Below are 25,352 nucleotides of genomic sequence, written 5' to 3'. Positions count from 1 at the left end.
GGCGGTGGTGTGGTCGGCGGGGTGAGTGGGTGGCGGGGTGGGTGTGGGCTGGGGTGTGGTGGTGGGCGGGGTGCGGTTGGTGGGGTGTGGTGGTGGTGACCGAAATTGCGGTCGAGCGCCGGCGCCTGCACTAAGGCGCTCCTGGCGCCGTCTGCCGGCGCCTGCGCGGTCCCGGGGCTGTGCCGACACAGCAAAGCGGCCCGCCGATTCGGAGATCGGCGGGCCGCTTTGCGTTCGGGTGGGGCTAGAACGGGCGGTCGTCGCAATCGATGTGCCTGCATCCGATGTGGCAGGCACGGCCGTTGCGTTCCTCGCGCCCGGTGCTGGGTTGGGTGGCGGTGGTGAGGCGGGACAGCTCGCGTCGGATCGCGTCGGCGGGAATGACCTCGGTGACGGTGCCGTCGTGTCTGGCGGTCCACTGGGTGTGGCGGTCGAGTAGTGCCCGCAGGTACGCGGCGACCGGTGCGGGCGCGTCGGTTGGGATGGTGTCGGCGGCTATCTCGCTGTCGATGTCGGCGAGAAGATCATCGAAGGTGCGCACGGTGGCGGCTCCTGGCTCTGGGGCGGGGGCACCCGGTCCGGGTGCCCCCGCTGGCGAGTGAGTGGTCAGGCGACGGCGGCGAGTTCGCGCGACGGCGCGAACGTGACCAGCGGCGGCGTGTTCCGGTCTCGGCACATCTCGCACCGGTCGTCGGTGCTCGGGGTGCGCTGCTCGCTGGGGGTGCGTTCGAGGTTGCACGCCACGCACAGCGCGTCCGGGTCGATGCTGCGCAGGGCAAGGCGGTCGTAGTCGTCTGCGGTGACCGTGCGGCCGGTCAGGTCGGTCACGGCTTCGCGGCTGTCGTGGGTGTCGCGGTGGCGCTCGCGTTCGCCTTCGTAGGCGTCGACGCCGCTTTCGTTCTTGCGCACGAGCCCGGCGGACGGGATCGCCTGCTCGATTTCGCGCCACTGCTCGTCATAGCCGGGCTCGGCCGCGCTGTCGACGTAGCGGCGTGCGGCGCGCTGCTCGATCGGCTCGTGCGGGGCGGCGATCCGGTGGGCGGGCACGGTCGTGGTGTGCTCGCCGGTGGTCGGGCGCTCGGCGCTCTCGGCGTCCGTGGCGCACGTACTTGAGCAGTAGCGCATTTCGGGGAGCCCGGCGAGGTTGCCGTCACAGTTGCCGCACCGGTGGATGTCGCCGGACTCGGCTTCGTTGGCCTGCTGCCGGGCGGCGGTGCGGGCGCGCGCGTGGGCGGCGCGGGCCTTGCTCGCGTACACGCACGTCATCACCAGGGTGCGCAGGTCTTCGGCCAGGCTCGGCCACAACTGGTGCGCAGTCTGGATGGCCTCGACGATGGCGGGGTGGTCGGCGCTGGGATTCTTCAGCAGCGTCCCGCACACGGTGAACACGTGCTGGTGCGCGTACTGGGTCTGGGCGTTGAGCCACCGCAAGCCGTTGAGCGCGTCGGCGACGCGCGGTGGGGTCTCGCGCAGCATCACCGTCACGTCGTTGACCTCGGTTACCGCCACGTCCCGGCGGGTCTCGCTGGACCAGACACACTGGTTGAACAGCTCGCGCTCTGCGTCGCCGTAGCTGTCCCACTCGGCGTGGGCGGTGCGCACGGCGGCGAGAACGTCACCACTGAGCGCGGCGTCGGTGTTGAGCAGCGTCGCGCACGCGGCGAGGATCGCGGGCGGGTTCGCGCCGCTGCGGGTGAACACCCGCTTGAGTTCCTGCAGCGCGGGACGGATGCGCGGCGGCTGCGCCTGCAATGCCTGAACGACGCGTTCGATGCTCTGACGGTGCTTGGGGTGAATGGTCGAAACCATGAGATCCAACTTTCGTGAGTTAATTTGCTGGGCTTTCGGGTTTGCGGTCCCGATCGCCCTGTGCTTTCGATAGTACCCGATTGCTGCTGTTCATTCTACTTGGAATGGACTTTTCTGCGATGCATTTCGGTCAATTCTGACGCCTTGTGGATCTACTGAAGCTTATTTGCTTTCCGGTGCCCTCTGGGCGGCGTAGGTGGCCCGCAGGTGGTCGCCGTGCGGCCGCCTGGGCTGCTGGTCAAGGGCGGTGAGGGTGCCCACGTGCTGAGCGGGTGGTGGGTGGCCCCGAAGCAACGAGGGCAGGCCCCCGGCCTGGCCTTAACGCCTGACCTAGGGAGTAGGGGCCCCGAATGCAAGGGTGGGGCCTCAAATTATTTTTGGCCACGCTTTTCGGTCAAAAATAATTTGGGGTGCCCTTGCATTTGGGGGGACGACCGATACAATTTCGGGGCCACCCACCACCCGTGGACGCGACGAAGCACGGGAAGGCTCCCCAGCGCAGGCGTGGTCTAGGAATAGACGCCTGACCAGCCGAGACGGCTCGTCCTGCAGGGGCACGGTTGGGCTCGGCGTCTGCGGGTATGCTGCTGACAGCGCTCCGTGGGCGTGTGAGTGCCCTGTCGCGGAGCGTCAGCGGGCCGCCGCGAGTTTTGCGGCTTGCCACTTCGGTGGCGTGGCCCTTCGGGGCTGCTGCGGCGGTACCGCGCCCTTCTCCTCGTCTGCAGGCCATCGCTGTTGCTACGGCAAATGCGACCGGTCCTCTCGTTGGCGGCGTGGGCGTCGCGCTGCTGCGGCACGGTGGCGCTGTGCAGGCTAGTAAGCTGGCGGCTACTACTGCTGCCCTCCCCGCGCGGGAGGTGCGTCATGGTTGAACGTCAAACAAGAACCCCGGGGCGGAAGCGTCGGTCGTCGGCGACGTTGGAGCGGCTGGAGGCGGCGCGGCGCCGTCGCGCCGAGCAGCTGGAGCGTGAGCGGGAGAACGAGCGACGTGTTGATGCGGCGCTGGGGCCGTTCGCGGAGGCGGTGACGGCGATCGAGGCGGTGGAGCGCCGGCGCGAGGACCGGATCGGCGCGCTGGGGGCGCAGCTGGAGCGGAAGCTGGCGGAGCTGGACCGGCAACGTGCGGTGAGGGTCGCGGAGTTCGAGCGCTCGGCTGAGCAGGTCCGGGCGGATGCGGAGATGGAGATCGGCGAGTGGCGCGCGGTGATGGCGACCTCGGTCGCGGAGATCCGCGCGGCGGAGGTCGGCGCGGCGGAGACGGCGGCGCTGCTGGGGATCTCGGCGAAGGCGGTCACCGCGTTGTCGCGTAGCGCTGCGGCGCTGTCGGAGGTCGGCGGTCAGGGAAGTGACGCGGCCGCCGTGGGCACGAGCACGGGCACGGACGCGGTGAACGCAACGACGTCGGGCGAGGACCGCGCGGCCGAGGAGCCGGCTGGCGAGGATGTTGTGGTGCCGGAGCCACATCCCGAGGTGAAGGTTTCAGCGGACTGATCGTCGAGGCGTGCCGGGCACGTGAAGAGGGCGGTGGCACCTGATGGTGCCACCGCCCTCTTCTCGTTGTTGGCGACGGTTCAGCGCGTCGCGGTCTGCTGGTCGGCCTGCTGTCCGGCGAGACGCCGGGCGCGGCGGGCGAGGTAGGCGCGCTTGCGTCGCTGGCAGTAGACGATCATCGCGGCGATGCCGCAGCAGAACGGGATCGCCACGGCCCACTGGCTGGCGGTGCTGCCGCTTTCGGCGCCGGGGAAGTGCCCGATGAACAGGTAGCCGGGCAGGGTGAGGGCGCCGAGGATGGCGCCGCGGCGGTAGCGGTGGGCGAATTTCGGTGTGATGCGGTTGCGGCTGAGGTAGGCGACGCCGAGCCCGAGGAGCGCACCGAACACGAGAGCACCGGGCAGGGCAAGCAGGCCGGCGGGGTCGGTGAAGGCTGTAGCGATGAGTCCGATGTAGCCGAAAGGCTGGACGGTGAGGTAGAAGCCGGTTCCTCCGGCGAGGACGAGCCCGGGGATCGTGACGCCGTAACGAATGCTCATTCTGCGAGCGTAAAGCGATTCCGCGCCCTGAAAGGGTGATTTCTGGGCCAGGGCAATCAGTATCTCGCGAGAGACAGGGCGTTTCGTCGGCGCATCGGATCGGCTGGACGGTGTGGTGTTGTGGGTGGCGGACACGGTGGCCTCCGGAGCGCGGTGTTGGCATGGGAAAGGCCGGGGCCCGCCGTGAGGCGGGCCCCGGCCTTTTGGGGGTGGTGTCCGGCCGGAGGGGAAGGTCCGGCCGGACACCGGGTCTGATCAGAACGGCGGCTCGTCGCTGGAGCCACCGGCGGTTGCGCCGACCAGGTCGCGGCCGGTGTCGGAGCTCCACGGGTCCTCGGCCGGGGCGGTGTGGGTGCTGGTGACCAGGTCCGGGTTTACCCGGGCCTGCGTGGTTTTGCCGTTCTTGGTGACCTCGGTGGTGGCGTAGCGCAGGGACGGGCCGATCTCGTCGACGTTGAGTTCGAGGACGGTGCGCTTCTCGTCGTCCTTGGTGGTGTAGGTGCGCTGCTGCAGCCGGCCCTGGACGATGACGCGGTGGCCCTTGCGGAGGCTGTTGGTGATGTTCTCGCCGAGCTGGCCCCAGGCGTTGCAGCGCAGGAACAGCGCGTCGCCGTCTTCCCATTCGCCGGTGGCGCGGTTGAGCTTGCGCGGGGTGGAGGCGACGGTGAAGTTGGTGACGAAGGAGCCGCTGTCGAAGAAGCGGCTGGTCGGGTCGTCGGTCAGGTTGCCGATGATGGTGAGGATGGTGTCGCCGGCCATGGTGTGTCTCCCTGGTGCTCGTTGGGGTGTGGAACGCGGCGCAGCCTCAGCACGCGGCGGCCGGGGGTCGCCGTCAGGCGACGTCCCCGGCCGGGCTCATCCGCCCGGCGTGAACCAGCCCGCTGCTCGACCGGCAGCGGAGTTCGGCAGGTGAGGGCGCTGGTTCACCCGGGCGGATCGGGCCGGGCTTCGGGGACGCACTGCCCCCGGCCGGGGTGTGCTTACCTTCGGGCGATCCACGACCCGGCGAGCCGGGGCGAGGCCAGCGCCGGTGACCCCACCCGCCGTCGCGCCACCACCCCCGACGGTCCTGAGCACGTGCGGCAGGAGTTCGGTCCGCGGGGATGCTGCCTCACCTGTGGCCACTTCGTCGAGTGGTGCGACCGGCGTGGCGGGGTGGGCGTCATGCCTGGTCGATCGCGGGCTCGCTGAGCAGCGTGCGGCGAGTGTCGGCGCTGGCGTTCTCGATCACGTGGCGGATCTCCGGCGGTGCGATGGCGTGGTCGAGCACTGTGGAGAGCAGCTGCGTCATGGGTTGCTGGGGGTCGGCGTTCTCGAGCGCGATCCGCGCTACGGTTCCGCTGCCACGCAGGTAGGCGTGCACAGCGATGACGACGGCCAGCTGACCGGCGACCGGGTCGCAGCTGTGGCGCCACAGGTGCAGGACCAGGTTCTCGGCGGCCAGGCGCGTCGCGTCATCGGGCACAGCGAGCAGCGCGTCGCGGAACGACAGGGTGGAGAAGGTGGCGGCGAGATCGGCGATGGCGGCATCGTCGGTAGGCAGCTCGCCGTGGGCGGCGGTGCGGATCGCGGCGTCGGCGCGGGCCAGGCGGAGGTGTGCGGCGAGGTGCCAGCTTTCGTCGATGGCGGCGGATGTGACGGCGTCGGCGATGTGGGGCTGCAGCCGTGCGCGGAGGTTCTCGGGCGCGGGGGTGAACCGCGCCGCGAGGTCGTCTCGGCTGGCGGCGATGGTGTGTCCGGCGGCGACGGAGGCCGCCGCGGCCGCGGCGGCCGCGGGGTCGGGCAGGACACCGGTGCGGTCGGCGTCGCGGTAGGAGCGCCAGCGCGCGCCTCCGGCGACGGCCGGCACGTGCACGACGTCCACATCGGTGAATCCGTATTCGGCCAGCTGCTCGATCACGCTGTCGACGTCGGTGCGCTGCGGAAGCGACCCGTCGCCGGCATCGTCCTCATCGACGGCGCGGACGACGATGCCGATGACGCAGACGACGGGCAGGTTGCCGCATTGCCGGTTGAAGTGCCGCGCGCAGTCGTCGGCGTGGCCGGTGAGGCGGGTGAGGTCGATCCGGGCGAGCGGGCCGGTGGTGACCGAGCCATCGTGGTCGGTGAGCGCGGTGATCAGCATCAGGGAGTCGTCGGGGATGAAGCCGAGCAGCGCCGGGAGGCTGGCGACGATGGTCGTGGTGCTGGCGAGCGTGAGCGACATGAGCGTCCTTCCGAACAAGAGGGGTAAGGGCTGTCGGCGGGGACCGGGTTGTGGATCAGCGGCCGAGTTCGGCGCGCAGCGTCTGAGCGGCGGTGTGGGCGATCCACGGCGGTGACGGCCGCGCGACGTCGTGACCGGTGGCGGGGATGAACCCGTTGACAGCGATGCTCCAGAACTCGGCCCAGGGCTCGGTGTCGGTGCGTTCGCTGCGGTAGATCACGCGGACGTCCCGCCCGTCGGTGCATCGGGCGTGCGCGGTGATCCGGATCGCGGTGCGCGTCCAGTCGCGGCGCTGGACGGGTTCGTCGTAGAGCAGTGAGACCGGCGTCGCCGGGAGCGCGCGGCACAGCTCGACGAGGACACCGCGAGCGACGTCGTGCGCGCCGTAGCCGCCGACGCCGCCGCGACGGGGAATGTTGCAGGTGACCGACTCCGGCAGCAGGTAGGAGCGGCTCCAGTCATACGGGGTGAACCACAGCTGATGTTCGGACATCGTCAGTTCACCGCCGTGTTCTCGTCGTCGCCCCGACCAGCCGGGCGCGCGCCGGCGGTACGGTCGTGTGGCTGTGCGGGGTCGGTGGTGAGGCGGCGGCCGCCGAGTTCGGTCTCGATCAGCCGACACGCCTGCTCGTAGGCGGACTCGCTGTGGTCGGTGCTGTCGTGGACGGTGGATGCGGTCACGGGAGCCTCGTCGGTGTCGGGTGCGGATGACCGCGCCCTCCCAGCACACCCGGGCTCCGGCGCCCGGCAACGTGTCGTGGCCGAGCGACGGAAGCCCGGCGCCGGGGCTCGGGTGTGCTTTCCTGGCAGCGAACGTCCGCGCCGACCGCGAGGCACCCGGCCGTCCGTTCCTGTGGCCGGCCGCTGCACCGCCGGACACTGATCTGAGGTGCTGCGCTACTGCGGCTGCCGCGTCGCGGCTGGCCGCGGCGTGGTGTGGTCGCGGAGGACGCGGATGCGGTGGTCGCGAAGGACGTCCGCGTGGCGCCCGTTGTCCGGTACGTACACGAACGAGGCGGGGTCGTCGATGTTCTCGGTGGTGAAGCACAGCATGTAGTGCGGGCCGGCGGTGCGGGGATCGCTGCAGATCTTCTTGGCGTCGGTGACGCTGACGCGCCATAGCACCCGCCGTCGGACGGGGTTGGTGTGTTTGCTGGCGATGAACACCAGCGCTTCGGCAGGCGGCATGGACCGGTCCTTTCTGGACTGGGCTGGCGTTCAGGAGATGCGTTGTGGGGCAGCGCTGATGGGCCGGATGCGCAATGGCGGGATGAGCAGGTAGGACGCGGCGGGGTGGCCGTGGAGGGTGATGACGGTGTAGCGGGTGAGCCAGACCGCGTGCCAGGGTTCGGCGGGGGCGCCGAGGCGCTGGTCGAGGTCGGCGCCGTGGACGGCGTCGTCGCCGATCTGGTGGGCGCTGGCGCGGTAGTGGCTGCGGCGCCCGGCGACCATGGGGCACGCGACGATGGAGTAGGCGGCACAATGCGGATGCAGCCCGGGCTCGGTGCTGGCGTAGCGGGGCAGGTCGGATTCACGCAGGAGCAGGACCAGGCGGCCGGCCAGCGCGCGGCCGCAGACGCCGCAGAGTCGCCGGTGGATCGCGGTGCGGGTCTTGGCGGCGTCGACGGCGCCGAGCAGGTAACGGCCGTCAGCGGTGCGGGGCGTCACCCAGGGAACGACGAGACCGCCGACGGTCGGCAGGTGGGCGAGGGCAGCGGGAATCGGTGGAGTCGCGTCCGCGGGGGCGGGGTGTGCGGGCATGGCGGTCCCTTTCGGCCGGGCGCAGCGGCAGACGCCGCACCCGGCCAGCAGCCGAAATGCGAGAGGGTCAGCCGTTCAGTGCGGGCGCTACAACGCAGCCGCAGTCGTCGAGGTCTTCGCCGCAGCTGAAGCAGGAAACGCCGGCGAGTAACCGGAAGCACCAGGATGGGCATGGCTGGTTGTCGGCGGCGCAGATGGGACATGCGCCGCAAGCGAGGCACAGTCCTGTCTCGGGGTCGACGGCGTCAGCGACGCCGCAGTAGAGGCAGCCGTCGTCGAGGCCCCACCAGGAGGTGTGGCCGGGGTGGGTGTCGAGGTAGTCGCGGTTGGAGTACCAGATCTGGTTGTCCCAGTGCCCGGCCTTCTCGTTGAACAGGTAGCCGTTCTCGGGGTAGCGCGGGTTGACGGTCAAGATGACCAGTTTGTTGAACGTGCCCAGCCAGGACTCGATGCGCCGCCGGGTCGCGGGGGAATCGATGGGGAGGAACCGTTTCGCGGAGAAGATGTCGTCGGCGGCGATGCGGGTGTCCGACCGCGGATCCCATCGAGTCGGTTGCGCCATCTCCGGCAGGACTCCGTTGTGGGCCAGGACGGTGCGGGGATCTCCGCCGATCGGGAACGGGTGGATGTTGTCCTCGGTGACCGGGCCGTGGGTGGCGAAGCGGCTGTGGAACAGCGCGGGCTGGTCGGGGTGCAGGCCGCGCAGGGCGGCGAACTCGTCTATGACGGCGGCGGCGTTCATGCCGCGGCCGGTGATGATGCGGTCACCGTCGACGATGGCGTAGCCGTGACCGTCGTTGTTGTGGACGCTGCCGTTGGTCAGGGCGGCGGTGTCGGGCTGGATTCCGGCGGGCAGGTAGGTCAGCATGCACATGCCATGACCTCCAGCTCGGCGGTCAGCGGCGCGTACTGCGGGCGGGTACGCAGCCACTGGGTGAAGGCGGCCCAGGTCCACCCGCCGGCCTGGGTGATGTCGTGGATGGTGAGGTCGCGGGTGTAGGCGACGGAAGCGTCGGCGAAGGCGAGAGCGGCCTGCACGCGCTGGATGTCGAGGCTGGAGGCGAAGACTCGCAGCTCGAAAGTCTCTTCGGGTTGGGTGTTGATGGCGGAACTGCGCGGCGCCCAGTAGGTGCCCTTGCAGGCGTCCTTGATGTGGTTGCGTTCGGAGTCGCGGAACGCGGCGTAGCTGCTGGAGCGGCCGGCGAGGGTCTGGACGTCGTCGGCGTTGCGGTAGATGAACTTCATCCACCGGAACACGTGACAGGGGCCGGTAAAGGCGGCACGGCTGATGTGGACGTGCAGCCCGTTACCGTCTCCGCTGCAGCCGGCGAGCTCGAGCTGTTCGAGCAGATGCCAGGGGAAGCAGTCCACGGCCCAGCGGTAGGCCATCGGGTGGGTGACGAGCTCGAACCCGTAGTCGATGGACATTTCCTCTTTGAGGTAGCCGAGTCCGGCGAGGGTGTCGACGGTGTCGTCGATGCGCCGGCCCAGGTCGCCGTCGGGGACGTTGATTTCCAGTTCGAGGCCGAGGTAGCGGGGACCGATGCCGTGGAAGACCGGTGCGGGCTTGTAGGAGTAGTCGTGCAGGTCGTCGAGGTCGTCGCGGTGGTCTTCGCAGGAGGTTCCGCTGTCGATCAGGGTGGTGCAGACGTTGCACTCGTAGTAGTCGAGCCGGCTGGCGCAGTCGTCGCACATCTCGCGGTCGGTGTCGGTGCTGCGTAGTGCGTCGTCGTAGAGGCCGCAGTAGTCGCAGAGGTCGAACCCGACGGCGCAGGGCGAGCACAACTGGCGGTCCCCGGTGGACTCGCACGGTTCGTGCAGCCGCCGGGAGAAGGTGTCGTCGCACCGCGAGCACGTGAAGGAGTCGTCGGCCTCGTCGACGGCGTGTTCTCGGCACGTGGAGCCGTCGCGGATGAGGATGTCGCACTGATCGCAGGTGTAGTACGGTTCGGCGCGTTCGCAGTAGTCGCAGATCCGGCCGTCGCCGTCGGTGGCGGAGGTGACGTCGGTGATCTGCCCGCACTCATTGCACCGATGAAGAGCCTGAACGCAGTCATCGCAGCTGGCCACCGTGGACGTGATGTAGAACGGCGTCAGGGTGATGTTGCCGCAGTCGTCGCAGCGGACGGCGTCCTGGACAGGGGTAGTCATGGTGGTGGCCTTTCGCGCTCGAAACGTGAAAACACCCCTCTCCGGCGTGGAAGCCGAAAAGGTGCGCGTGGACGTGGGAGGGCCGGTAGCGCGGCGTTGGGGTGTTCGGCGCGCACCGCGCTACCGACCCTCGGGGACGGTGTCCCGGCCGGGCAGGGAGGTTCCGGACGGGACACCGAGTTGAGGAGATCGGCGGATGCACCCGCGTGACGCGGATTGGCCGCGGTTAGTGCTGTGTCGGGAAGTACGTGGCCTCTCCGGGGCCTCGTGGGTGTGCGGGACGTGACGTGCTCGGAGCGCCCGCGGCCTCGGGGCGTGAAGCCCGGCGGGCTCGTCCGGCCGGAGCGAACCGGCGACAGGGGAGGTGAGGGGTGCGCGTTGCCGCGGCGCCGGTTCACCCGCGCCGGATGTGGCCGGGCGCCGGGTTCAGGCCGCCCCGGGGCTGTGGGTGCTGTGCTCCCGACGCCCCGCACTGCACGAGCCTGGGGATGGCATCCCCTTGTTGCTTGGTTGGCTCAGTTCTCGGCGAGATCGGTCAGCGTCGCTCGCATCTGTTGTGCGACAGCAGTGATGTCCGGTGCTACAACGGCGGGTTCGACACCGTCGGCGATCCATCGGCGGACCAATCGGCTGAGCTTGGTGGGTTGCGGATCGCGTTGAAGGATCGCGCTCGCGGTGCTGCCGTCCTTGCGCAGGTGTGCCGCCATGGCCGTGAGGGCGACCATCGTGGGCGCGTATCGAGCCGGGGCGTGTCGCCACAGGTGCAGCCACAGCGACTGCGCTGCCCCGCGACGCTCCTCGGTGGACTGGACGAGGTGGATGTTGCGCAGGAGGAAGCTGGACAGTGCGGCGATCAGTTCGGCGATCTCGTCGGCGCTGCTGGGCAGCTGGCCGAGCGTGGCGGCGGTGACGGCCTCGTCGAGCCGCTCCAGGCGCCGGCGCAGTCGCGGGAAGTCGCCGGTGAGTTCTTCGACCTGGACCTCTTCGGTGATCGGGTCAGCCAGGGCGGCGATGCTGTCGCGGACGTCGGCGGGCGCGGGGACGAACTGGGTGAGAAAGGTGGCCCGGTTGCTGTAGACGCGGTGGCCGTTGGCCACGCGAGCGGTGGTGAGCGGAGAGAGCGCAGGGTCGGGCAGGAAGCCGGTGTGATCGGCGACGTCGTAGCACGACCAGACCGCGCCGGCGGTGAAGTTGGGCAGGTGCAGCAGCTCGACGTTGACGAATCCGGATTGGTGCAGCAGGTGAGCGAGTTGGTGAAGCTGGGGCCGGTAGGGCAGGTCGGTGGTGTCGGCGCTGTCGTGAACGACGGCGCCGATGAGTCGCTGGACAGGCCGGTCGCCCAGCGCCCGGCTGAGGTGCGTGACGACCCTCTCGGGCAGTCGTATGGCTAGGTCGAGGTCGAATCGTGTGGTGCGGCCAAGGCGAACCGTGCCGTCGGTGTGCACGACTGCGGCGACGATCACGAGCGAGTCGACGGGATTGAACCTGATCAGGGCGGGGATGGCGGCCAGAAGATTCTCGTCGGTCAGATAGATCGGTTCGGGCATCAGGGAACCTCGCTGCCTACAGTGGACGAATAATGCGAGAGAAAGCGACGTGGCGGCGGTCGTCCGCACCGGCCGGAGTGCCTGATCGCGGGCTACGGTCAGTCGGCGGGCGGTAGGGAGGTGCGGTCCCCTTCTTCTTCCAGCGCCAGTTGGGTCCGGCGCACGAAGTCGAGCAGTTCGGCGGGGGTGCCCTCGATGGTGATCACCGTGTCGTTGTCGTGATCGGCGAGGACGAGGGCGAAGTCGCCGTCAGAGAGCAGTTTGGCGCCGGCCTCGTCGCCCGGGCGTGCCAGCGTGACGTCGCATCCTGTGGGGATACCGGCGTAGTCGCTACTCAATGTGGCTCTCCTCGGATTCGGTGGCGTCGGCTGGCGTCGTGGGCGACCCCGTGAGCGTCCGGTGCTGGGTGCGGATGTTCCGGAGCGTCTGTGGATCGGGCGCGGGGTAGGTGTTTTCGGTGACGTAACGGATCACGGTGTCGACGTGGAGCGGGTCGTCGGTAGCCAGGACGGCCAGCGCGGCGCGTGCGGTGTCGTCGAGGCGTTCGGTGGTGGTGTCGTGTTCGTGCCACAGCCAGGTCGGGAAGACGTACCGGTTTTCAGTGTCGGGCCTGATGCGTTCGACGGCGGGACCGCTTGTCGGGTCGGTGTCGTCGTGGAGCGCGTCGTGGTCGGTGACGATCAGGTCGTCGCCGTCCCAGCGGAAGCGCAGGTGGTCGGAGGTGGCTTCGACGGTGATGGCAATCCACTCGGTGACGACACGACGAAACCGCGGCGTCACGGTGTAGTAGCGGCGGCCGTCTTCGTCGTGGGCCGCGAACGTCGGCTCGCCTAACTGCGCGGGGAAGTAGGGCTGGTCGTCACCGCACACCAGTCCTTCGTCGACGCGGAGAACGTCGGCGGGGAGGCCATGCGGCGTGATGTGGTTGGGCATCGGGTCCTACCTATGTCTGCAGTGGACATGACGGTGTCGGTTTCGCGGGCGTCAGGTGCAGTCCAGGCCGCATCGGCGGCACAGCAGCACGACACCATCGGACGCCGTGCGGTCGTCAGGGGCGTGCTCTGGGGTGCCGGTGGCGTCGAACCAGAGCCCAGTGGAGGTCTGGTCGTCGCAGTCCTCCGGGCTCCTGATCGGCCAGGGCCGGTTCGGCACCTCGATCACAGTGCGGCCCGGGTGGACGTATTCCCGGGTCGCCTCGTCGCGTCCGTGCCAGCGGACCGGTTCGTCGCGGCGGCGCAGGACACCAACCCCGTCGTCAGCTGTTGCGTCCGCGGGACGGCGAGAGAAGGCGGCCCCGGCACGGCCGAGAACGTCAGGCGAAGAAAGTGCGAACATCGGGATTTCCCTTCAGCGGGCGAAGAACGCGTGGTGGACGGCGCGCACGAGCGCGAACCGAGAACGGCACCACCGGCAGGAAACCGCGGCGGGGTAGCGCAGTTCCGGCGGTGCCGGAGCCGGACCGGGCTGGCACACGGGTACGGATGTGCTGTGGCAGCGGGGATCCCACGGTGTGTGGCGCGTGCCGCGGTCGCTGCTGGCCCAGCGCGCGGTGATCGACCAGCTCGGGTCGGTCAGGTCACCGTCGCGGAAGCGGATCTCAATCGATTCGACGAGGTACCAGCGATACCAGTAGTCGCACCAGTAGGTGCCGCCGACTTGGCGCGGGCCGATCGCGTCGAAAACCTCGCGCATCCGCTCCCGGTGACGCCGTAGGCGCGTCTGTGCCTCGTCGAGCGCGCGCACGTCCTCCGGCGGGGGTGACCAGAGGCAGTCGCAGGGCTGCGGATACGTCGGTTCGGGCTCGTCACAGTCCCACGGCTCGATGGTGTCGTCGCGGTCGCTGACCAGGAATTCGCCGTTGCCGCCGCAGACGAGGCAGCCGACGAGGGCCCACAGCCCACGCAGGCGAGTTGGGCAGTATCCGTCGGGAACCTGGATTGTCGGCTCTGTCATGCGCCCCTCCGTGAACGGTCGGTCACCGGCGGACGGCGCCGCCGGTGGTGAACGGGGGCCCTCGCGAGCACAGCGCGGTCCGGGCCGACGACGGCCTGACGGTGGATCGGCACCGTGGCGAGGCCCGGGCCGCGCTGTGCTTTTCTGGTGACCGGGCGCGCCGCGCGGCGCGCCCGGTCCCGGCCGACTGCCGGCTACTTCCCCTGCACGGTGGTGGCGAGGATCGGAACGAAGTGGGCGCAGACCACCGGTTGGCGTTGTGCGGCGGCGGAGATCACGACGGCGATGGCGTCGCGCAGGCAGGTGCGCACGGCGTGGTGGCTGGGGCGGCGCGTCGGGTGGTGGTGGACCACGACCGGGTCGAGCGGCCGCTGACGTTCGCGGTGTTCGCCGGCCTGGTCGAGTTCTTCGACGCTGGAGAGCGTGGCGACGAACCCGATGTCGGGCTGGAAGGCGATGTGCAGCCGCGCCAAGGGCAGCCAGCCGTCGGCGGTTGGGCGGCCGAGGTTCCAGTACGCGGTCGCGGTGTGGCCTTCCCGGCGGACAACGGGATGGGGATGCGGGTCGACCGCGGCGTCGATGACCGGATCGGCCGGTGCGGCGGGTTCGGCGCCGTGCGGACGGACGTCGGTCTTGTGAATGGCGAAGCCCGAGCCGGGGCGCTCGCCGGCGATGGCCAGGTACATGCCCTGGTCTCGCACGACTGTGCCCGGCTGTTGCTGGCCGTCCCAGGCGAAGTCGACACGGTCGCCCTCGGCGTAGTGGTGCTGAAGCGACGGCAGCCAGCCCGCGGGAATCCGGTGGGCGGGAACGAGGGCCTTTTTCAGGTCGGTGCTGTCCGGTTGCCGTTGCCAGAGCCAGAGCAGCTCCGGTGTGCCGGGGGTGGCGGCGGGATCCGATGACACGGTTTCGGGCATGGCGAATTTCTCCCTTCAGCTGATGGCGAGTCGCGATCGAGGTGCTGGGCGGTCGGTGAGGATGCGGGGGTGTTCGCGGCCGGCGGCGATGCCGTCGCGGATGGTTCTGGTCAGTTCGCGGGAGTCGAAGTCGGCGACGCCGAGGTGGTGGCGGGCAGCGTTGGTGAGGTGGTGGGTGATCGCGGCGGCGCTGATCCAGCCGTTGCCGTGCAGTTCGCCCAGTGCCGCTGCGGCGGCGTAGACGGTGATGTGGCGGTGGCCTTCGGTGGCGGTGGCGACGTTGCGGCACTCCGCGGTGACGGCGGCTCGGACGTAGGCGGTGACCCGGCGGCTGGTCGCCGGCAGCGGCGGTGGTGGCGGATACGCAGCCGGCGGCGGTGCCGGTGGCGGAGTGAGGGCGGTGATGAGCCAGCGGGGCAGGACGGCGACCGGAAGGTCCCAGATGACGGTGTAGGGCATCAGGGCGCCGTGGACGACGGCGAGGGAGCCCGGGGCGGCGATGAGCGCGCCGGGGCCGCGGGTGTCGACGTGCCAGCCGAGCCCGCGGCCGCGGGCGCCGACGGTGCTGCGCAGCCGCGACCCGGGTGGCCGGGCGAAGTATCTGTGTTCGCCGGCGCGTGGGGTCGCGACGGTGAAGGTGTCCACCGGGTCGGGTTCGCCGGCCTGCTGGGCCAGCATCGCGAGCGCGTCGCGGCCGTGGGTGACGCCAAGGCGGGTCCATGGGCGGGGAATCGGTCCGTGGGCGGCGTCGAGGTCGAGCACCAGCAGGCTCGCGGGCCCGCAGGCGATGCCGACGTTATGTCTCGGGTGGCGGCGCCACCAGCGGCGGATGCGGTCGGGATCGCAGGTGGCTCGCTGCTGCCAGTCGGGAATGGCGGGCCTCTTGCCGCGCGGGGTGAGCGGGAACACCGGCCACCCACGCCCCGCGGCGCTCAAGGCAGCGCCGAGCAGATCTCCGGTGGCGTTGAGGCGTGCCGGTGCCGGTGCCGACACAGTCGTCGTGGTCATGGCACCAGCTCGGCCGCGACCGGGGCCGGGACGGGGTCGATGACCATCGCGGCGGCGTTGTCGGTGCCGCCGTGGTACCGCGAGGCGAGTGTCAGCCGGTTCGCGCACGCCGCCGGGTCGCTAAAGGTGCGGCACGCTCGGACGAGGGAGGCGTGCGGGACGGGTTTGTGGACGCCGTCGCTGGTGAGGAGCAACCGGTGGCGCGGCCCGGTCGTGGTGACGTGGCCGAGGGAGTCGTGGTCAGCGGTGGCGACGGAGCTGGTTACGACATTGTCTCGCCTGGCGGCCAGGTCCTCGAGTTCTTGCGGCCGATCGCGGTAGTGCGCGGCGAGGCTGTCACGGAGTTCCTGTCCTTCGGTGTGGTCGACCGTGAGCTGGGTGAGGACGTCGGTGTGGGAGTCGTATTCGTAGGCGCGGCAGTCTCCGACCCAGGCGACGTCCCATCCGTTGCCACGTTCGGGTGGGAGCGGGGTGGCGACGACCATGACGGTGTCGCCAGGGTGGACGGTGGCGAGGGTGGCGGTGGCGGCGAGCAGCCCGGCTACCGCGCCACGGTCGGCGGCGACGGAGGCGGCGGTCGCCGCCGCGCTGCCCGCGGCGTGCGCGGCGAGCGAGTAGTCGCCGATGCCGTCGGCCAGGGCCCAGCCGTGGCGGGCACCGACGCGGGAGACGTGGGTGCCGGTGGCGTCGGCCTGATGGGCGCGGCCGCCGATGCGCAGCGCCGAACCGGGCAGGTAAGCGGGGTGGTCGGCGGCGTAGCGGCGGTGGTCGCGGGCCAGGGCGCGGGCGTCGCTGTGGGATTCGGCGATCTCGGCCCAGCCACATCGGCAGGTGGCGTGGGTCCAGCACGGGCCGGGCGGCAGCGGGGCATACGGCCAGACGGGGTGGTGCCCGGCGGCGTAGGTGCTGGTGTGGTGGATGTGATTGAAGACCGGTGGAAGGTGCGGATGCATCGGATAAAACTCCGTTCACGCGCGGGGCTGGCGACGGGCCCCGGCGGGAGGCGAGGACGACGGGATAGGTAGGAGCGGGGGGCGGGCCCGGCAGTAGTGCGGAGCCCGCCCCTGGCGAGGAACCGGGTCCGGCGACGGTCCGGCTAGATCGCGGCGCCGATCAGCTCTGCCTCGGCCTCGGTGTCCTGCTTGACCGGCTCGTGATCGGGGCCGCTGTCGGCGGCGTCATCGGAGTGGTCGGTCGCCGTGTCGCTCTGGCCGTCCGCGCTCGCGTCATCGTTGACGCCGTCGATCCCGGTGGTGGGGTCGTCGGCGGGGTCCTCGACGTCGGTGTGGTCGGAGACGTCGTCGTCCGGGGCCTCGGCACCGTCGGCCTCGCCGCTCTCGCCGCTCTCGCCGCTCTCGCCGCCGTCGCTCGTGGCGTCGGTGGCGAGGTCGCCGAGCTGCGCGGCGATGACGTCCTGCTCGGTCTCGGGGTCGACGACCTTCCGCTCGACGTCGGAGGCGGGGTAGCCCCAGCCGATGAGCGCGGTCATGTACTCCCGCCCCGGCCCCCAGGGGTTGCGCCACGTGTTGCGGGACAGGTCGTCTTCGATCGCGCACAGGGTGAGGACCAGGTCGTAGAGGGTGGCCTTCCCCGCGGTGGGCGCCTTGGCGATCTTGTCGGTCAGGTCGGCGAGCGTGGCCCCCACCGGCATGCCGAACAGCTTCATCCCCAGCGGGTGGTTGCGCTCGAACGCGCGCCGCAGCGCGTAGCCGCCGTGCGCCTTCTGCAGCGCGAGGAACAACTGCGCACCCTTGGGCGCGGTGCTGCGCTGCACCAGCGCGGCCAGCCATTGCCGGCGCGGGGCCTGCGAGGCGTCCCAGTCCTTGTTGTTCTGGATCACCCACTTGCGGATGATCCGCGCCTTCTGGCGCTCCAGTTCGGCGGCGGCGTGGGCAGCACGCGCGTTCGCGACCTCATCGGCCTGCCCGGCTGCGTCCTCCTCGTCGGATGACTCGTGGTCGACGGATGTGCTGGTGCTGCTGGGCACGGGGGTGAAGTCCGCGCGGCCGGCCGGGGCGTAGCTGAGGGCGTGACCGTGGGCGAGGAAGTCGGCGCAGCCGTAGACGGCCACCGGGATCTGGTTGCCCTGCTCGTCGTAGTGGTCGGTCTCGATCCACGCGCCGTGTCCCAGGCAGGAGGCGTGGTCCTCGACGGTCAGCTCCGTGTGGGGCTCGTGTTCGGGGGTGGGGCGCAGCCGGTCCAGCGTGCGCGCGTCCCCGTGACTGTCGGGCAGGCTCTCGTCGAAGATCGTGACGCCCGCGGCGGTCAGTTCCTCGGTGAGGTCCTCGGTCAGGGCCGCGAGCCGCTGCTTGTCCGCGCGTTCGGTGCGCTTGCGTTCGGCGAGCTGGGCGAAGTTGTTCGGCGCCGTACGCGCGGTGAAGATGAGTTCCTTGGCCGTGTCGGTGTCGCCGGCCTCGTCGAATTCGGCGACGACTACGGCCTGCAGCAGATCGAGGTCGTAGCGCTCAGCGGCCTTGAGCGCCAGCTCGCTCTGCCCGGCCTGCAGGACGTTCTCGACGTAGGTCTTGCCCTGTTTGCCGAGCGCGAGCTTGCGGGCGATCCCGGCGGGCTTGAGGTTGAACGCGGCGAGCTGCTTGAGGGCACGGGCGGTGTCGGCCAGAGTCACGGGCTTGCGGAGGGCGGCGTCGTTCTCGATGAGCTGGTTGACGATCCGCTCGATGGTGGCCTTGCGCTCGTCGGCCGGCGGCGGGGTCTTCATCCACACCGGCACGGTGCAGCCGGCCTCGCGGGCGTTGAGGACGCGGCGCTGGCCTTCAGTGACCACGATGGTGCCAGTGTCGTAGTCGCGGTAGCCGTTGACCGCGGTCTTGACGCCGTGGGTCTTGAAGTTCACCGTGGTTTCTTCGTCGGCCTCGGCGTTGTCGGTGCGCACGTTCTCGGCGAGCAGCACCTCGTGCGGGTCGACGTGCTGGACGGTGTCGACCTCGGCGTCCCACGTCGCGTGCAGCGCCGCGCGGTCCTCGTCGGACAGCTCCGCGACCGGGGTGTCCCCGACGTCGGTGGACGATGCGTCGTCGGCGGTGGGGTGGTCGGTGGCAGCAGCGTCCAGAGTGGACGTGGCGGGCTCGGTGTCCGGCGTCGTGGGGGTGTCGGTGTCGCGCTGGGTCGGCAGATCCATCGTGCTGGTCACGAAGGTGCTCCTTCAGACGGGCCGGCCGGTCACCGGAGATGGATCCGGTGACCGGTCACGAACCCCGCACCACCTTCTTCTCCATCACCGCGTGGCGGTGGAGAAGGAGCGGAGTGCGGGGTGTCCCGGTCGGGACGCACTCGCCCGAGCGGGGCCGCCCGCGTCGGCGGCAAGCCCGCCCCATCTCTGCCCATCCGCCGCCGAAGTCGTCTTCGGGCGGGCTTCCGCTGACGTCAGGCTCCGCTAGAGTGCGTCGGCCCGACCGGAACACCCGCGCCCGCTTTCTCGGCGCAGCAACGCGTTCCTCAACTTTCTCCTGAGCTCAACTGCAGCGGCACTGTCCCCATCGGGCTCGGGCCTCACACGCGATCTCTGGTGCAGCTCACCTCGGAGCCGGATTCCGCAGCAGGTCCAGCATTCCGCTGCGGTGCGCGAGCGTCAGCCAGATATCGGCGATGTCCGGATGCGCCCGGCCGTCCAGGTCGGCACGTGTCCAGGCCAGCCGCAGACACCGCGCTGCGGTGGGGGAAGTAATCCGGCCGTGCCGGATCGCATCATCGAGCTTGTCCACCGTCTTGGCAGGAAGGCCAGCGACGGCTTTTGTGTAGTCGAACTCGGCGCCGGGTTCCGGTAGGGCACCCCACCGGTGGCGCGCGCGCTGCCGGGCCCGGGCGACGCCCTCCCGCAATGACTCCAGCGACGGCAGCGACGGATCGGGCTCGGCAACAGTGACCTCCCGGACAAAAAAGTCGACGCGGTCGAGCAGCCACAGCGGGATCCGTGCGAGGTGGCGGGCACGCTGAGCCGGAGGGCAGCGGCACTCTTCGGCCCGGGCGCTGCCACAGAGGCAGTCCCGGGTGGTGAACACGATGCGTGCCCCAGCCGGGTGCGACCCGGTGCCGGCTGCGTCCGCGATGGACAGGCTGCCGTTATCCATTGCCGGACGCAGCACCTCGAGAGTCGAGGCGGAGAAGTCGGGGAGGTCTTCGACGGTCAGGACGCCGCGGTGGGCGAGGGTGAGAAGTCCGGGCCGGGTGAACGAGCCGACGATCGCGGCGATCGTGTCGGTGGGGTGCAGGGACACGGCGGGCGGGCGGGTGAACCCGCCGTTGTCGGGCAGTGGTTCGCCGGCCAGGGAGTGCAACCTGTTGACTTCGACGGTGTCGGCGTCGGAGAGGTCGGACATCAGCGTCCGGATCAGCCGCGGCAACAGGAGTACCGGATCACTAGGATCGGCGACGTGCAAGATGTGGTGTCCGCCCGTTGCCGCGACAGCGGCGGCTCGGACCGCGGTGGACGACAGCTGAGCCCAGGCTTCGGGAGCCCACGACGTGCGTGGCTGTCCTTGTACGCCTGATTCGGGGAGGAGGGCCGGTGCGGGGCTGCTGCGCAGCCAGCTGATCAGGTCGTCCAGGCGAGCGACAGGAATGACAGTGAGACCGGGGACGGCGCGTGCGTCGGCGGCGTTGGCCGCGGGCACGACGAGGTGTGTGAAACCGGCGTCGGCGGCGGCGACGGCGCGGCCCAGGATGTCGGGGACCGGCCGGACGGTGCCGTCGAGGCCGAGTTCGCCGATCAGCGCGGTCGCGGTCAGCCGCCGTACCGGCACGGCGCCGGTGACCAGCAGCGCCGCGGCCGCGGCGGCGAGATCGACGTCGGAGCGTGGGTGCGCGCTGGAGGCGGTCAGGTGCACGACGCCGTCGGGCCAGGACAGGCCGCTGTTGCGGATGGCCGCGCGCACCCGGTCGCGGGTCTCGCGCGAAACGCTCGGGCTGAGGCCGTGCACGCGCAGTGTGGCGTCGCCGACGTTGAGGTCGGCGCGGATGTCGACGATCCGGGGCTGGTGATCGGAGAGGGTGATCACACGGGTCAGGGCTTCCATGGCATCGTCCTTCCAGGGAGATGAAGAGGACTCCGGCGCCAGTAGGGCGCCGGAGTCGGGGACGTGCAGTCGCTGCGGCGGCGAAGGTCAGCGGAAGGTGTCGGGCGCGGCGTGGTCGGCGGCGGCGCGTTCACCGACGAGCGCGGCCAGTGCGAGCGCATTCTCGACGGTGACGTCGATGCTGAACCGCACCCGGCGCTGGCGGTCGCGCCAGACCGGCTGCAGCACCTGCGCGGTCGCGAACAGCGGCTGACCGTAGGCACCGACCGACACGGTGTTCGCCCCTGCCGCCGGGGTCGTGCCGAAGCCCGCGCCAATTGCGGCGAGAACGTTGGAGAGGTCGGCGGCGTCGCATGCGCGCCGGTGCGCCAGGTCTTTCGCCGCGTCGATCAGTTCGACCACGTTGGGGATCAGCCGCCGGGCGAGGTCTTTGCCGACCGCGTCGGCGGGCCGGGTACGCGCCACGGTCACCGACGGCCGGACCATTCCGGTGGGCTGGTGCGGACTGAGCTCGGAGTCCAGCCAGGCCTCCAAAACCAGCCGATCCCGCGCCGCGCCCGACGCGACGGTCACGCTGATTCACCCGCCGTCCGGGCCGATCAAAGCGGCGTCCTCACCGACACAGAGGGGTGTGGCGGCACGCCACGGCTCACCGAGCACCTCCGCGACGGCGTGCAGATACGGCATCAACTCGTTCGACATCTTCAGGTCTCCTCATCGATCGTGAGGTGTGCAGATCCGGTCGCCGGTGCCGCAATCGCGGCCCCGGCGGCCCCGGGGCGGCACGTCGTGGAGCCGGTGACAGCGCAGACCGTGGCCACGGCGGCGCTGCACCTGACCGGCACCGCTGGGCAGCAGGCGGCCGCCGTGGTCCCGGGCAGCGCTACCGTGGGCCCTCGGACGTGTCCGGCCGGTCATCGCCGGGCGCTGCGGTGGACCGGGCGGCGGTGCGGCGGGCGGCGCGGGCGGCGTCGACGCCGGCTTGCCAGCGGCTCCAGCGGCGCCCGGCTTGGCGGGCCTTGAAATGCGCGATGTTGTTCGCCGGGATCCCGACCGGTGTCGGCCCGAGCACGGCCAGCAAGTCGGACTCCTCCTGCGAATGCCAGCCCGCGGCCGCGATCGACTGCTCATCAGGGAAAACATCGGCAACCCGATCCACTGCAGGGTCCAATGTGGAGTCTTGGGTGCCGCCGTAGGAGTAGACCCACCAGAAGTTCCGCGGCGGATTCGGCTCAACCAGCTCCCGAAACGCGGCTACTTCCTTGGTGTAGGCGTAGAACCGGGTGCGCTGACGGGCGCGCATGATCTCCAGCCACGCGGACAGGTAAGCACTGGAGTAGAAGTCGCCGCTGTCGTGGATACGCACCCACGCGTCGATAAACCGCTTGTGCGACAACTCATCCAGCATCGCGTGCTGCCAGCCCGCTAGGTCGTCCAAGGTCCAGCGCAGATTTTCCTGATGCCGTGCCCTCACCTGAGGAAAAAGGTAGGTGCCGTTGCGGGCGTAACACGCTTGCGCGCACACCCCGGCCGAGGGGCAGGCGTTGTAGTTACGGCCGTCCGGTAGCTTCCCGGCGAAGGCGGGCAGGGACCAATTCCAGATTCCCAGCCGTTTCAATTCGCGGTTCTGCCGCAGCAGCGTCATCGTGACCACCGTCCTCATGCCACTCAATGCATGGGGAAGGCCATACCAAGATCTGGTATCTCCACGGTACACCCGCTATGCCACGGCGACGAACCATCAGACACAGCAGACCGGCGGTCCTATCCAGACTAAGTCGACTGGCTGGTCAGGTCAGCTCGGCAAGTTCACGGCGGCGAGACGCCCACTCCGATGACGTCCATACGGGGGGGCATCTCGGCCAGACAATCACGGGCGGCCTGGCCGGCGGCGGTGCGATCGCCGAGGGCATTGAGGGCAAACGCGCGCTGGCCGAGGAAGAACGGCGCCATGTACCAGTAGCCCGAGGGCGGCAGTTCGTCGGCGGGCGGCAGGTGCTCGATCATGCTGTCAGTGCCGGACAACAGCCGCAGCGCCTCGGCGTGCTCGTCAAGGTGGGCGAGGATCTTGGCGCGTTGAAGGGTTTCGTAGGTTCGCAGGCCGAGATGGATGCGCGTGTCGCGGCGCGCAGCGTCGGACAGCGCATCGGCGGCGCGGAACTTCCGGCGCCGGATCGCGCGGTCGGCCGAGAACGACAGCGCGGTGGACAGCCGCAGCGGGTCGTCGGCCTCCAGCGGCAGGACGGCCGCGCGGTCGAGGTGCGCTGCGGCCGGCTAGCGGACGCCGGGTTGATCCTGGCGGATGGTGAGGAACCAGAACACCCGCTGGTGGTTGAGCGGGTGCACGCCGAACCGGACCGGTTGTTCTGTCGCATCTACGGCCGTGGCGAGGATCGAATCCGTGCCCCGCCGCGAACTGACGACGGTGGTCGGCCTCGACACGATCTCGGGCACCTCCGTCATCGACCTGAAGCCAACGATGACCGAGTTCCTGCCGGTGGACCTCACGTAGCCGGAATGGGTCAGCCACCTGAAGTCGGAGTACTTCCAGCCGCAGAGCGGCCGATCAGCGCTCGCCAGCTCATGCGCCGCCTGAACCGCCTGGGCATTCAGGCCCGGCTCAGCCGCAACACCGCGCTGATGGACCTCGCCGCCCAGCTACCCGCCACAGTGTTGTCCGGCCTTCTCAATCTCCACATCGGAACAGCGACCGCCTGGAACGAACTGGCGGGCAACACGTGCTCGGGATACGCCGCGGAACTCTCTCGCGGCGCCACCGGAACAGGACAAGCAGGGCATTCGGGATGATGTGTGCCGCGTCACGTCGGGTGGTGTCACGTTTCGGTGGGTCCGCGGTGTCTTGGGAGGCATGTCTGAGCACAGCACACGAAACATCAAGATTGTCGTGATCGGCGGAGGTTATGCCGGAACGGTTGCGGCCAACCGGCTACGGAAGTACGGCGGCGTGGACATCACGCTGGTCAACCCTCGTCCGAGGTTCGTCGACCGGGTCCGGCTGCACCAGTTCGTGGCCGGTACCGGCGAGGCCGAAGTGAACTACGGCACGCTGCTCGGCGACGGCGTCCGGCTGGTCATCGACAACGCCACCCGGATCGACACCGCCGCACGCACCGTGGAGCTGGCGTCGGGTCAGGCGTTGGACTTCGACTATGTCATCTACGCGGTCGGCAGCACCGGAACGGCACCGTCAGCGGTGCCCGGCGCAGCCGAGTTCGCCGTTCCCCTGGCCGAGTTAGAATCCGCGCAGCAACTGCGCGCCAGGTTGGAGGAGTTGCCCCTCAACGCCGCGGTCACCGTCGTCGGCGGGGGGTTGACCGGTATCGAGACCGCCGCCGAGCTGGCCGAGCAGGGGCGTGCGGTCACGCTGGTGTATGGCGGACCCCTGGCGCCGGGGTTCGGTGAGCCGGGTCGCCGGTCGGTGGTCCGGTGGCTGTCCCAGCATGGTGTGGCCATGGTCAAGGCCGCGGTGACCGAGGTCCGGCCTGACGCCGTGGTCCTCGCGGACGGGTCGGTTCGGCTGAGCGCACTGACGATCTGGTCGACGGGGTTCGGCGTGCCCGAACTGGCCAGGGTCAGCGGGTTGCGCACCGACACGCTCGGCCGGCTGCTCACCGACGAAACACTGACCAGCGTCGACGACGACCGCATCGTCGCGGCAGGCGACGCCGCGGCGCCGTCGGGCCAGCCGCTGCGGATGAGCTGCTATGCGGCCGGGCCGCTCGGGGCGCAGGCCGCCGACACCGTGTTGAGCCGGATCGCGGGCACCGAACCGTCCGTGATCAGCCTGCGCTTCTCGGGAGCGTGTGTCAGCCTTGGCCGGCACAGCGCCGTCCGGCAGATCGCCCGCAAGGACGACACCCCGGTGAACGCCTACTTCGGCGGCGTTGTCGGCGCGGCGATCAAGGAGCTGACCTGCAAGCTCGCCGTCTGGAAGACCCGCCGCGAGGCCCGTAAGCCAGGCTCGCTGATCTGGCCGAAAGCCGGCCCCCGTCCCGTGCTCACCACGCTGGAGGTCGCGTGACCACCGACGAGCATGCCGAGCGGTTCACCGTGCTACGGCCGCTGCTGTTCACCATCGTCTACGAGATCCTCGGCTCGGCGACCGAGTCCGACGACGTGCTGCAGGACAGCTACCTGCGCTGGGCCGAGGTGGACCTCGCGACGGTGCGGGACACCAAGTCGTACCTGGCGCGGCTGGTGACCCGGCAGGCGCTCAACACACTGCGAGCGAGCGCGCGGCGACGTGAGGAGTACGTCGGCCCGTGGCTGCCCGAGCCGCTGCTGCTCGACGAGCACGACGCGGCGGCCGACCTCGTGCTCGCCGAGTCGGTGTCGATGGCGATGCTCGTGCTGCTCGAAACCCTTACCCCCGACGAACGTGCGGTGTTCGTGCTCCGCGAGGTGTTCGGCTTCCACCACCACGACATCGCCGCGGCAGTCGGCAGACCGGTGGCGACGGTACGCCAGGTGGCCCACCGCGCCCGCGAACACGTGCACGCACGACGCAAGCGCTTCGAGCCCGCCGATACCGCGTCGACCGCGCGGATCACCGAGCAGTTCATGGCCGCCACGGCCACCGGTGACTTCGCCGGGCTGCTCTCGCTGCTCGCGCCGGACGCCACCTGGACCGCCGACAGCGGCGGCAAAACCACCGCGGCACGCCGCCCGGTAGTGGGCGCGGAGAAAGTCGCCGCCGTCCTCCTGGATCTCTTCCACAAGAAGTGGCAGATGTCGGACCTGCGGGTCGAAATGGTCAACTGCAACAACGCCCCCGCGATCGTCGCCCACCTCGGCGGCCGCGTCGAAGGTGCCTTCCTGATCGAGATCATCGACGGGAAGATCACCAACTTCTACGCCGTCCGCAATCCGGACAAGCTCCTAGCGGTGACGGTTCGTCGGCAGATCAGCCGGTAAAT

General features: G+C 70.1%; 29 protein-coding genes. 4 read left to right on the top strand and 25 right to left on the bottom strand.

The window, feature by feature from the left end; genetic code table 11:
- Positions 1-244: 244 nt before the first annotated feature.
- Both ACERZO_RS29060 and ACERZO_RS29055 read right to left on the bottom strand, forming a co-directional pair.
- The gene (locus ACERZO_RS29060) at positions 245-541 is read right to left on the bottom strand and encodes a hypothetical protein (RefSeq protein WP_372667963.1); all 297 of its coding nucleotides are present in this window, start codon (positions 539-541) and stop codon (positions 245-247) included.
- 65 nt (positions 542-606) lie between these two features.
- On the bottom strand, positions 607-1,809 hold the full coding sequence (locus ACERZO_RS29055) for a hypothetical protein (RefSeq protein WP_372667962.1): 1,203 nt from the start codon (positions 1,807-1,809) through the stop codon (positions 607-609).
- A gap of 918 nt (positions 1,810-2,727) precedes the next feature.
- On the opposite strand from ACERZO_RS29055, the gene ACERZO_RS29050 reads away from it, so the two are divergent.
- Positions 2,728-3,300 carry a hypothetical protein gene (locus ACERZO_RS29050; protein ID WP_372667961.1) on the top strand — a complete coding sequence of 191 codons (573 nt, stop codon included), beginning with the start codon at positions 2,728-2,730 and terminating at the stop codon, positions 3,298-3,300.
- An 80-nt stretch (positions 3,301-3,380) separates the two neighbouring features.
- Here the strand turns inward: ACERZO_RS29050 and ACERZO_RS29045 are convergent, their stop codons facing one another.
- From ACERZO_RS29045 to ACERZO_RS28935, 23 genes are all read right to left on the bottom strand, one after another.
- Positions 3,381-3,839: a hypothetical protein gene (locus tag ACERZO_RS29045; RefSeq protein WP_372667960.1), complete on the bottom strand. Its 459-nt coding sequence runs from the start codon at positions 3,837-3,839 to the stop codon at positions 3,381-3,383.
- A gap of 255 nt (positions 3,840-4,094) precedes the next feature.
- Positions 4,095-4,598 (bottom strand): single-stranded DNA-binding protein, encoded by a 504-nt coding sequence (locus tag ACERZO_RS29040; RefSeq protein ID WP_372667959.1) that lies wholly within the window; start codon positions 4,596-4,598, stop codon positions 4,095-4,097.
- 403 nt (positions 4,599-5,001) lie between these two features.
- Positions 5,002-6,045 (bottom strand): DUF4192 domain-containing protein, encoded by a 1,044-nt coding sequence (locus ACERZO_RS29035; RefSeq protein WP_372667958.1) that lies wholly within the window; start codon positions 6,043-6,045, stop codon positions 5,002-5,004.
- A gap of 55 nt (positions 6,046-6,100) precedes the next feature.
- Positions 6,101-6,538, bottom strand: a complete 438-nt coding sequence (locus ACERZO_RS29030) for a hypothetical protein (RefSeq protein ID WP_372667957.1) — start codon at positions 6,536-6,538, stop codon at positions 6,101-6,103.
- Positions 6,539-6,540: 2 nt separating this feature from the next.
- Entirely contained in the window at positions 6,541-6,726 is a 186-nt protein-coding gene (locus tag ACERZO_RS29025) for a hypothetical protein (protein ID WP_372667956.1), read from the bottom strand.
- A gap of 216 nt (positions 6,727-6,942) precedes the next feature.
- Positions 6,943-7,233 carry a hypothetical protein gene (locus ACERZO_RS29020; protein ID WP_372667955.1) on the bottom strand — a complete coding sequence of 97 codons (291 nt, stop codon included), beginning with the start codon at positions 7,231-7,233 and terminating at the stop codon, positions 6,943-6,945.
- 30 nt (positions 7,234-7,263) lie between these two features.
- Positions 7,264-7,806, bottom strand: coding sequence for a hypothetical protein (locus ACERZO_RS29015; protein ID WP_372667954.1), 543 nt, complete (start codon positions 7,804-7,806; stop codon positions 7,264-7,266).
- 67 nt (positions 7,807-7,873) lie between these two features.
- Positions 7,874-8,680: a hypothetical protein gene (locus tag ACERZO_RS29010; protein ID WP_372667953.1), complete on the bottom strand. Its 807-nt coding sequence runs from the start codon at positions 8,678-8,680 to the stop codon at positions 7,874-7,876.
- The gene (locus ACERZO_RS29005) at positions 8,668-9,957 is read right to left on the bottom strand and encodes a hypothetical protein (protein WP_372667952.1); all 1,290 of its coding nucleotides are present in this window, start codon (positions 9,955-9,957) and stop codon (positions 8,668-8,670) included. The genes ACERZO_RS29010 and ACERZO_RS29005 overlap by 13 nt, the downstream gene beginning before the upstream one ends.
- Before the next feature lie 515 nt (positions 9,958-10,472).
- Complete coding sequence (locus tag ACERZO_RS29000) at positions 10,473-11,504, bottom strand: DUF4192 domain-containing protein (RefSeq protein ID WP_372667951.1); 1,032 nt, start codon at positions 11,502-11,504, stop codon at positions 10,473-10,475.
- A gap of 98 nt (positions 11,505-11,602) precedes the next feature.
- Positions 11,603-11,842 carry a hypothetical protein gene (locus ACERZO_RS28995; RefSeq protein WP_372667950.1) on the bottom strand — a complete coding sequence of 80 codons (240 nt, stop codon included), beginning with the start codon at positions 11,840-11,842 and terminating at the stop codon, positions 11,603-11,605.
- Positions 11,835-12,437, bottom strand: a complete 603-nt coding sequence (locus ACERZO_RS28990; RefSeq protein ID WP_372667949.1) for a hypothetical protein — start codon at positions 12,435-12,437, stop codon at positions 11,835-11,837. The genes ACERZO_RS28995 and ACERZO_RS28990 overlap by 8 nt, the downstream gene beginning before the upstream one ends.
- A gap of 51 nt (positions 12,438-12,488) precedes the next feature.
- On the bottom strand, positions 12,489-12,839 hold the full coding sequence (locus tag ACERZO_RS28985; protein ID WP_372667948.1) for a hypothetical protein: 351 nt from the start codon (positions 12,837-12,839) through the stop codon (positions 12,489-12,491).
- A 12-nt stretch (positions 12,840-12,851) separates the two neighbouring features.
- Entirely contained in the window at positions 12,852-13,457 is a 606-nt protein-coding gene (locus ACERZO_RS28980; RefSeq protein WP_372667947.1) for a hypothetical protein, read from the bottom strand.
- Positions 13,458-13,651: 194 nt separating this feature from the next.
- Positions 13,652-14,374, bottom strand: a complete 723-nt coding sequence (locus ACERZO_RS28975) for a hypothetical protein (protein WP_372667946.1) — start codon at positions 14,372-14,374, stop codon at positions 13,652-13,654.
- A gap of 15 nt (positions 14,375-14,389) precedes the next feature.
- A complete protein-coding gene (locus ACERZO_RS28970; protein ID WP_372667945.1) occupies positions 14,390-15,382 on the bottom strand; it encodes a bifunctional DNA primase/polymerase in 993 nt (330 codons plus the stop codon).
- Positions 15,379-16,335: a PP2C family protein-serine/threonine phosphatase gene (locus ACERZO_RS28965; protein WP_372667944.1), complete on the bottom strand. Its 957-nt coding sequence runs from the start codon at positions 16,333-16,335 to the stop codon at positions 15,379-15,381. The genes ACERZO_RS28970 and ACERZO_RS28965 overlap by 4 nt, the downstream gene beginning before the upstream one ends.
- Positions 16,336-16,478: 143 nt before the next feature.
- Positions 16,479-18,533 carry a ParB/RepB/Spo0J family partition protein gene (locus ACERZO_RS28960; protein ID WP_372667943.1) on the bottom strand — a complete coding sequence of 685 codons (2,055 nt, stop codon included), beginning with the start codon at positions 18,531-18,533 and terminating at the stop codon, positions 16,479-16,481.
- Between the two features lie 382 nt (positions 18,534-18,915).
- Positions 18,916-20,415: an ATP-binding protein gene (locus ACERZO_RS28955; protein ID WP_372667942.1), complete on the bottom strand. Its 1,500-nt coding sequence runs from the start codon at positions 20,413-20,415 to the stop codon at positions 18,916-18,918.
- An 87-nt stretch (positions 20,416-20,502) separates the two neighbouring features.
- Positions 20,503-20,988, bottom strand: a complete 486-nt coding sequence (locus ACERZO_RS28950) for a hypothetical protein (protein WP_372667941.1) — start codon at positions 20,986-20,988, stop codon at positions 20,503-20,505.
- A 6-nt stretch (positions 20,989-20,994) separates the two neighbouring features.
- Positions 20,995-21,117 carry a hypothetical protein gene (locus tag ACERZO_RS28945; RefSeq protein WP_372667940.1) on the bottom strand — a complete coding sequence of 41 codons (123 nt, stop codon included), beginning with the start codon at positions 21,115-21,117 and terminating at the stop codon, positions 20,995-20,997.
- 181 nt (positions 21,118-21,298) lie between these two features.
- Positions 21,299-22,060 carry a GP88 family protein gene (locus ACERZO_RS28940; RefSeq protein ID WP_372667939.1) on the bottom strand — a complete coding sequence of 254 codons (762 nt, stop codon included), beginning with the start codon at positions 22,058-22,060 and terminating at the stop codon, positions 21,299-21,301.
- 164 nt (positions 22,061-22,224) lie between these two features.
- Positions 22,225-22,422 (bottom strand): hypothetical protein, encoded by a 198-nt coding sequence (locus tag ACERZO_RS28935; protein WP_372667938.1) that lies wholly within the window; start codon positions 22,420-22,422, stop codon positions 22,225-22,227.
- Positions 22,423-22,458: 36 nt separating this feature from the next.
- On the opposite strand from ACERZO_RS28935, the gene ACERZO_RS28930 reads away from it, so the two are divergent.
- The 3 genes from ACERZO_RS28930 (at position 22,459) to sigJ (ending at position 25,350) form a co-directional block, all read left to right on the top strand.
- Positions 22,459-23,223, top strand: a complete 765-nt coding sequence (locus ACERZO_RS28930) for a hypothetical protein (RefSeq protein WP_372667937.1) — start codon at positions 22,459-22,461, stop codon at positions 23,221-23,223.
- Between the two features lie 61 nt (positions 23,224-23,284).
- The gene (locus tag ACERZO_RS28925) at positions 23,285-24,457 is read left to right on the top strand and encodes an NAD(P)/FAD-dependent oxidoreductase (protein ID WP_372667936.1); all 1,173 of its coding nucleotides are present in this window, start codon (positions 23,285-23,287) and stop codon (positions 24,455-24,457) included.
- A complete protein-coding gene (sigJ, locus tag ACERZO_RS28920) occupies positions 24,454-25,350 on the top strand; it encodes an RNA polymerase sigma factor SigJ (protein WP_372667935.1) in 897 nt (298 codons plus the stop codon). The genes ACERZO_RS28925 and sigJ overlap by 4 nt, the downstream gene beginning before the upstream one ends.
- The last annotated feature ends 2 nt before the right edge of the window (positions 25,351-25,352 follow it).

Source organism: Amycolatopsis kentuckyensis, assembly GCF_041679295.1.
In the GTDB taxonomy this organism is placed as follows: Bacteria; Actinomycetota; Actinomycetes; order Mycobacteriales; family Pseudonocardiaceae; genus Amycolatopsis; species Amycolatopsis kentuckyensis_A.
This window is presented reverse-complemented; position numbering and strand designations above follow the sequence as displayed.

Bases quoted from the DNA above. Each gene is read 5' to 3' on its own strand.
- ACERZO_RS28990 (WP_372667949.1), bottom strand. From the start codon at position 12,437: ATGCCCAACCACATCACGCCGCATGGCCTCCCCGCCGACGTTCTCCGC.
- ACERZO_RS28955 (WP_372667942.1), bottom strand. From the start codon at position 20,415: ATGGAAGCCCTGACCCGTGTGATCACCCTCTCCGATCACCAGCCCCGG.
- ACERZO_RS28935 (WP_372667938.1), bottom strand. From the start codon at position 22,422: ATGATCGAGCACCTGCCGCCCGCCGACGAACTGCCGCCCTCGGGCTAC.
- ACERZO_RS29035 (WP_372667958.1), bottom strand. From the start codon at position 6,045: ATGTCGCTCACGCTCGCCAGCACCACGACCATCGTCGCCAGCCTCCCG.
- ACERZO_RS29000 (WP_372667951.1), bottom strand. From the start codon at position 11,504: ATGCCCGAACCGATCTATCTGACCGACGAGAATCTTCTGGCCGCCATC.
- ACERZO_RS29040 (WP_372667959.1), bottom strand. From the start codon at position 4,598: ATGGCCGGCGACACCATCCTCACCATCATCGGCAACCTGACCGACGAC.
- ACERZO_RS28945 (WP_372667940.1), bottom strand. From the start codon at position 21,117: ATGTCGAACGAGTTGATGCCGTATCTGCACGCCGTCGCGGAGGTGCTC.
- ACERZO_RS29020 (WP_372667955.1), bottom strand. From the start codon at position 7,233: ATGCCGCCTGCCGAAGCGCTGGTGTTCATCGCCAGCAAACACACCAAC.
- ACERZO_RS28925 (WP_372667936.1), top strand. From the start codon at position 23,285: ATGTCTGAGCACAGCACACGAAACATCAAGATTGTCGTGATCGGCGGA.
- ACERZO_RS28965 (WP_372667944.1), bottom strand. From the start codon at position 16,335: ATGCATCCGCACCTTCCACCGGTCTTCAATCACATCCACCACACCAGC.
- ACERZO_RS29005 (WP_372667952.1), bottom strand. From the start codon at position 9,957: ATGACTACCCCTGTCCAGGACGCCGTCCGCTGCGACGACTGCGGCAAC.
- ACERZO_RS29045 (WP_372667960.1), bottom strand. From the start codon at position 3,839: ATGAGCATTCGTTACGGCGTCACGATCCCCGGGCTCGTCCTCGCCGGA.
- ACERZO_RS28985 (WP_372667948.1), bottom strand. From the start codon at position 12,839: ATGTTCGCACTTTCTTCGCCTGACGTTCTCGGCCGTGCCGGGGCCGCC.
- ACERZO_RS28980 (WP_372667947.1), bottom strand. From the start codon at position 13,457: ATGACAGAGCCGACAATCCAGGTTCCCGACGGATACTGCCCAACTCGC.
- ACERZO_RS29010 (WP_372667953.1), bottom strand. From the start codon at position 8,680: ATGTGCATGCTGACCTACCTGCCCGCCGGAATCCAGCCCGACACCGCC.
- ACERZO_RS29030 (WP_372667957.1), bottom strand. From the start codon at position 6,538: ATGTCCGAACATCAGCTGTGGTTCACCCCGTATGACTGGAGCCGCTCC.
- ACERZO_RS28940 (WP_372667939.1), bottom strand. From the start codon at position 22,060: ATGACGCTGCTGCGGCAGAACCGCGAATTGAAACGGCTGGGAATCTGG.
- ACERZO_RS29015 (WP_372667954.1), bottom strand. From the start codon at position 7,806: ATGCCCGCACACCCCGCCCCCGCGGACGCGACTCCACCGATTCCCGCT.
- ACERZO_RS29055 (WP_372667962.1), bottom strand. From the start codon at position 1,809: ATGGTTTCGACCATTCACCCCAAGCACCGTCAGAGCATCGAACGCGTC.
- ACERZO_RS28970 (WP_372667945.1), bottom strand. From the start codon at position 15,382: ATGACCACGACGACTGTGTCGGCACCGGCACCGGCACGCCTCAACGCC.
- ACERZO_RS28975 (WP_372667946.1), bottom strand. From the start codon at position 14,374: ATGCCCGAAACCGTGTCATCGGATCCCGCCGCCACCCCCGGCACACCG.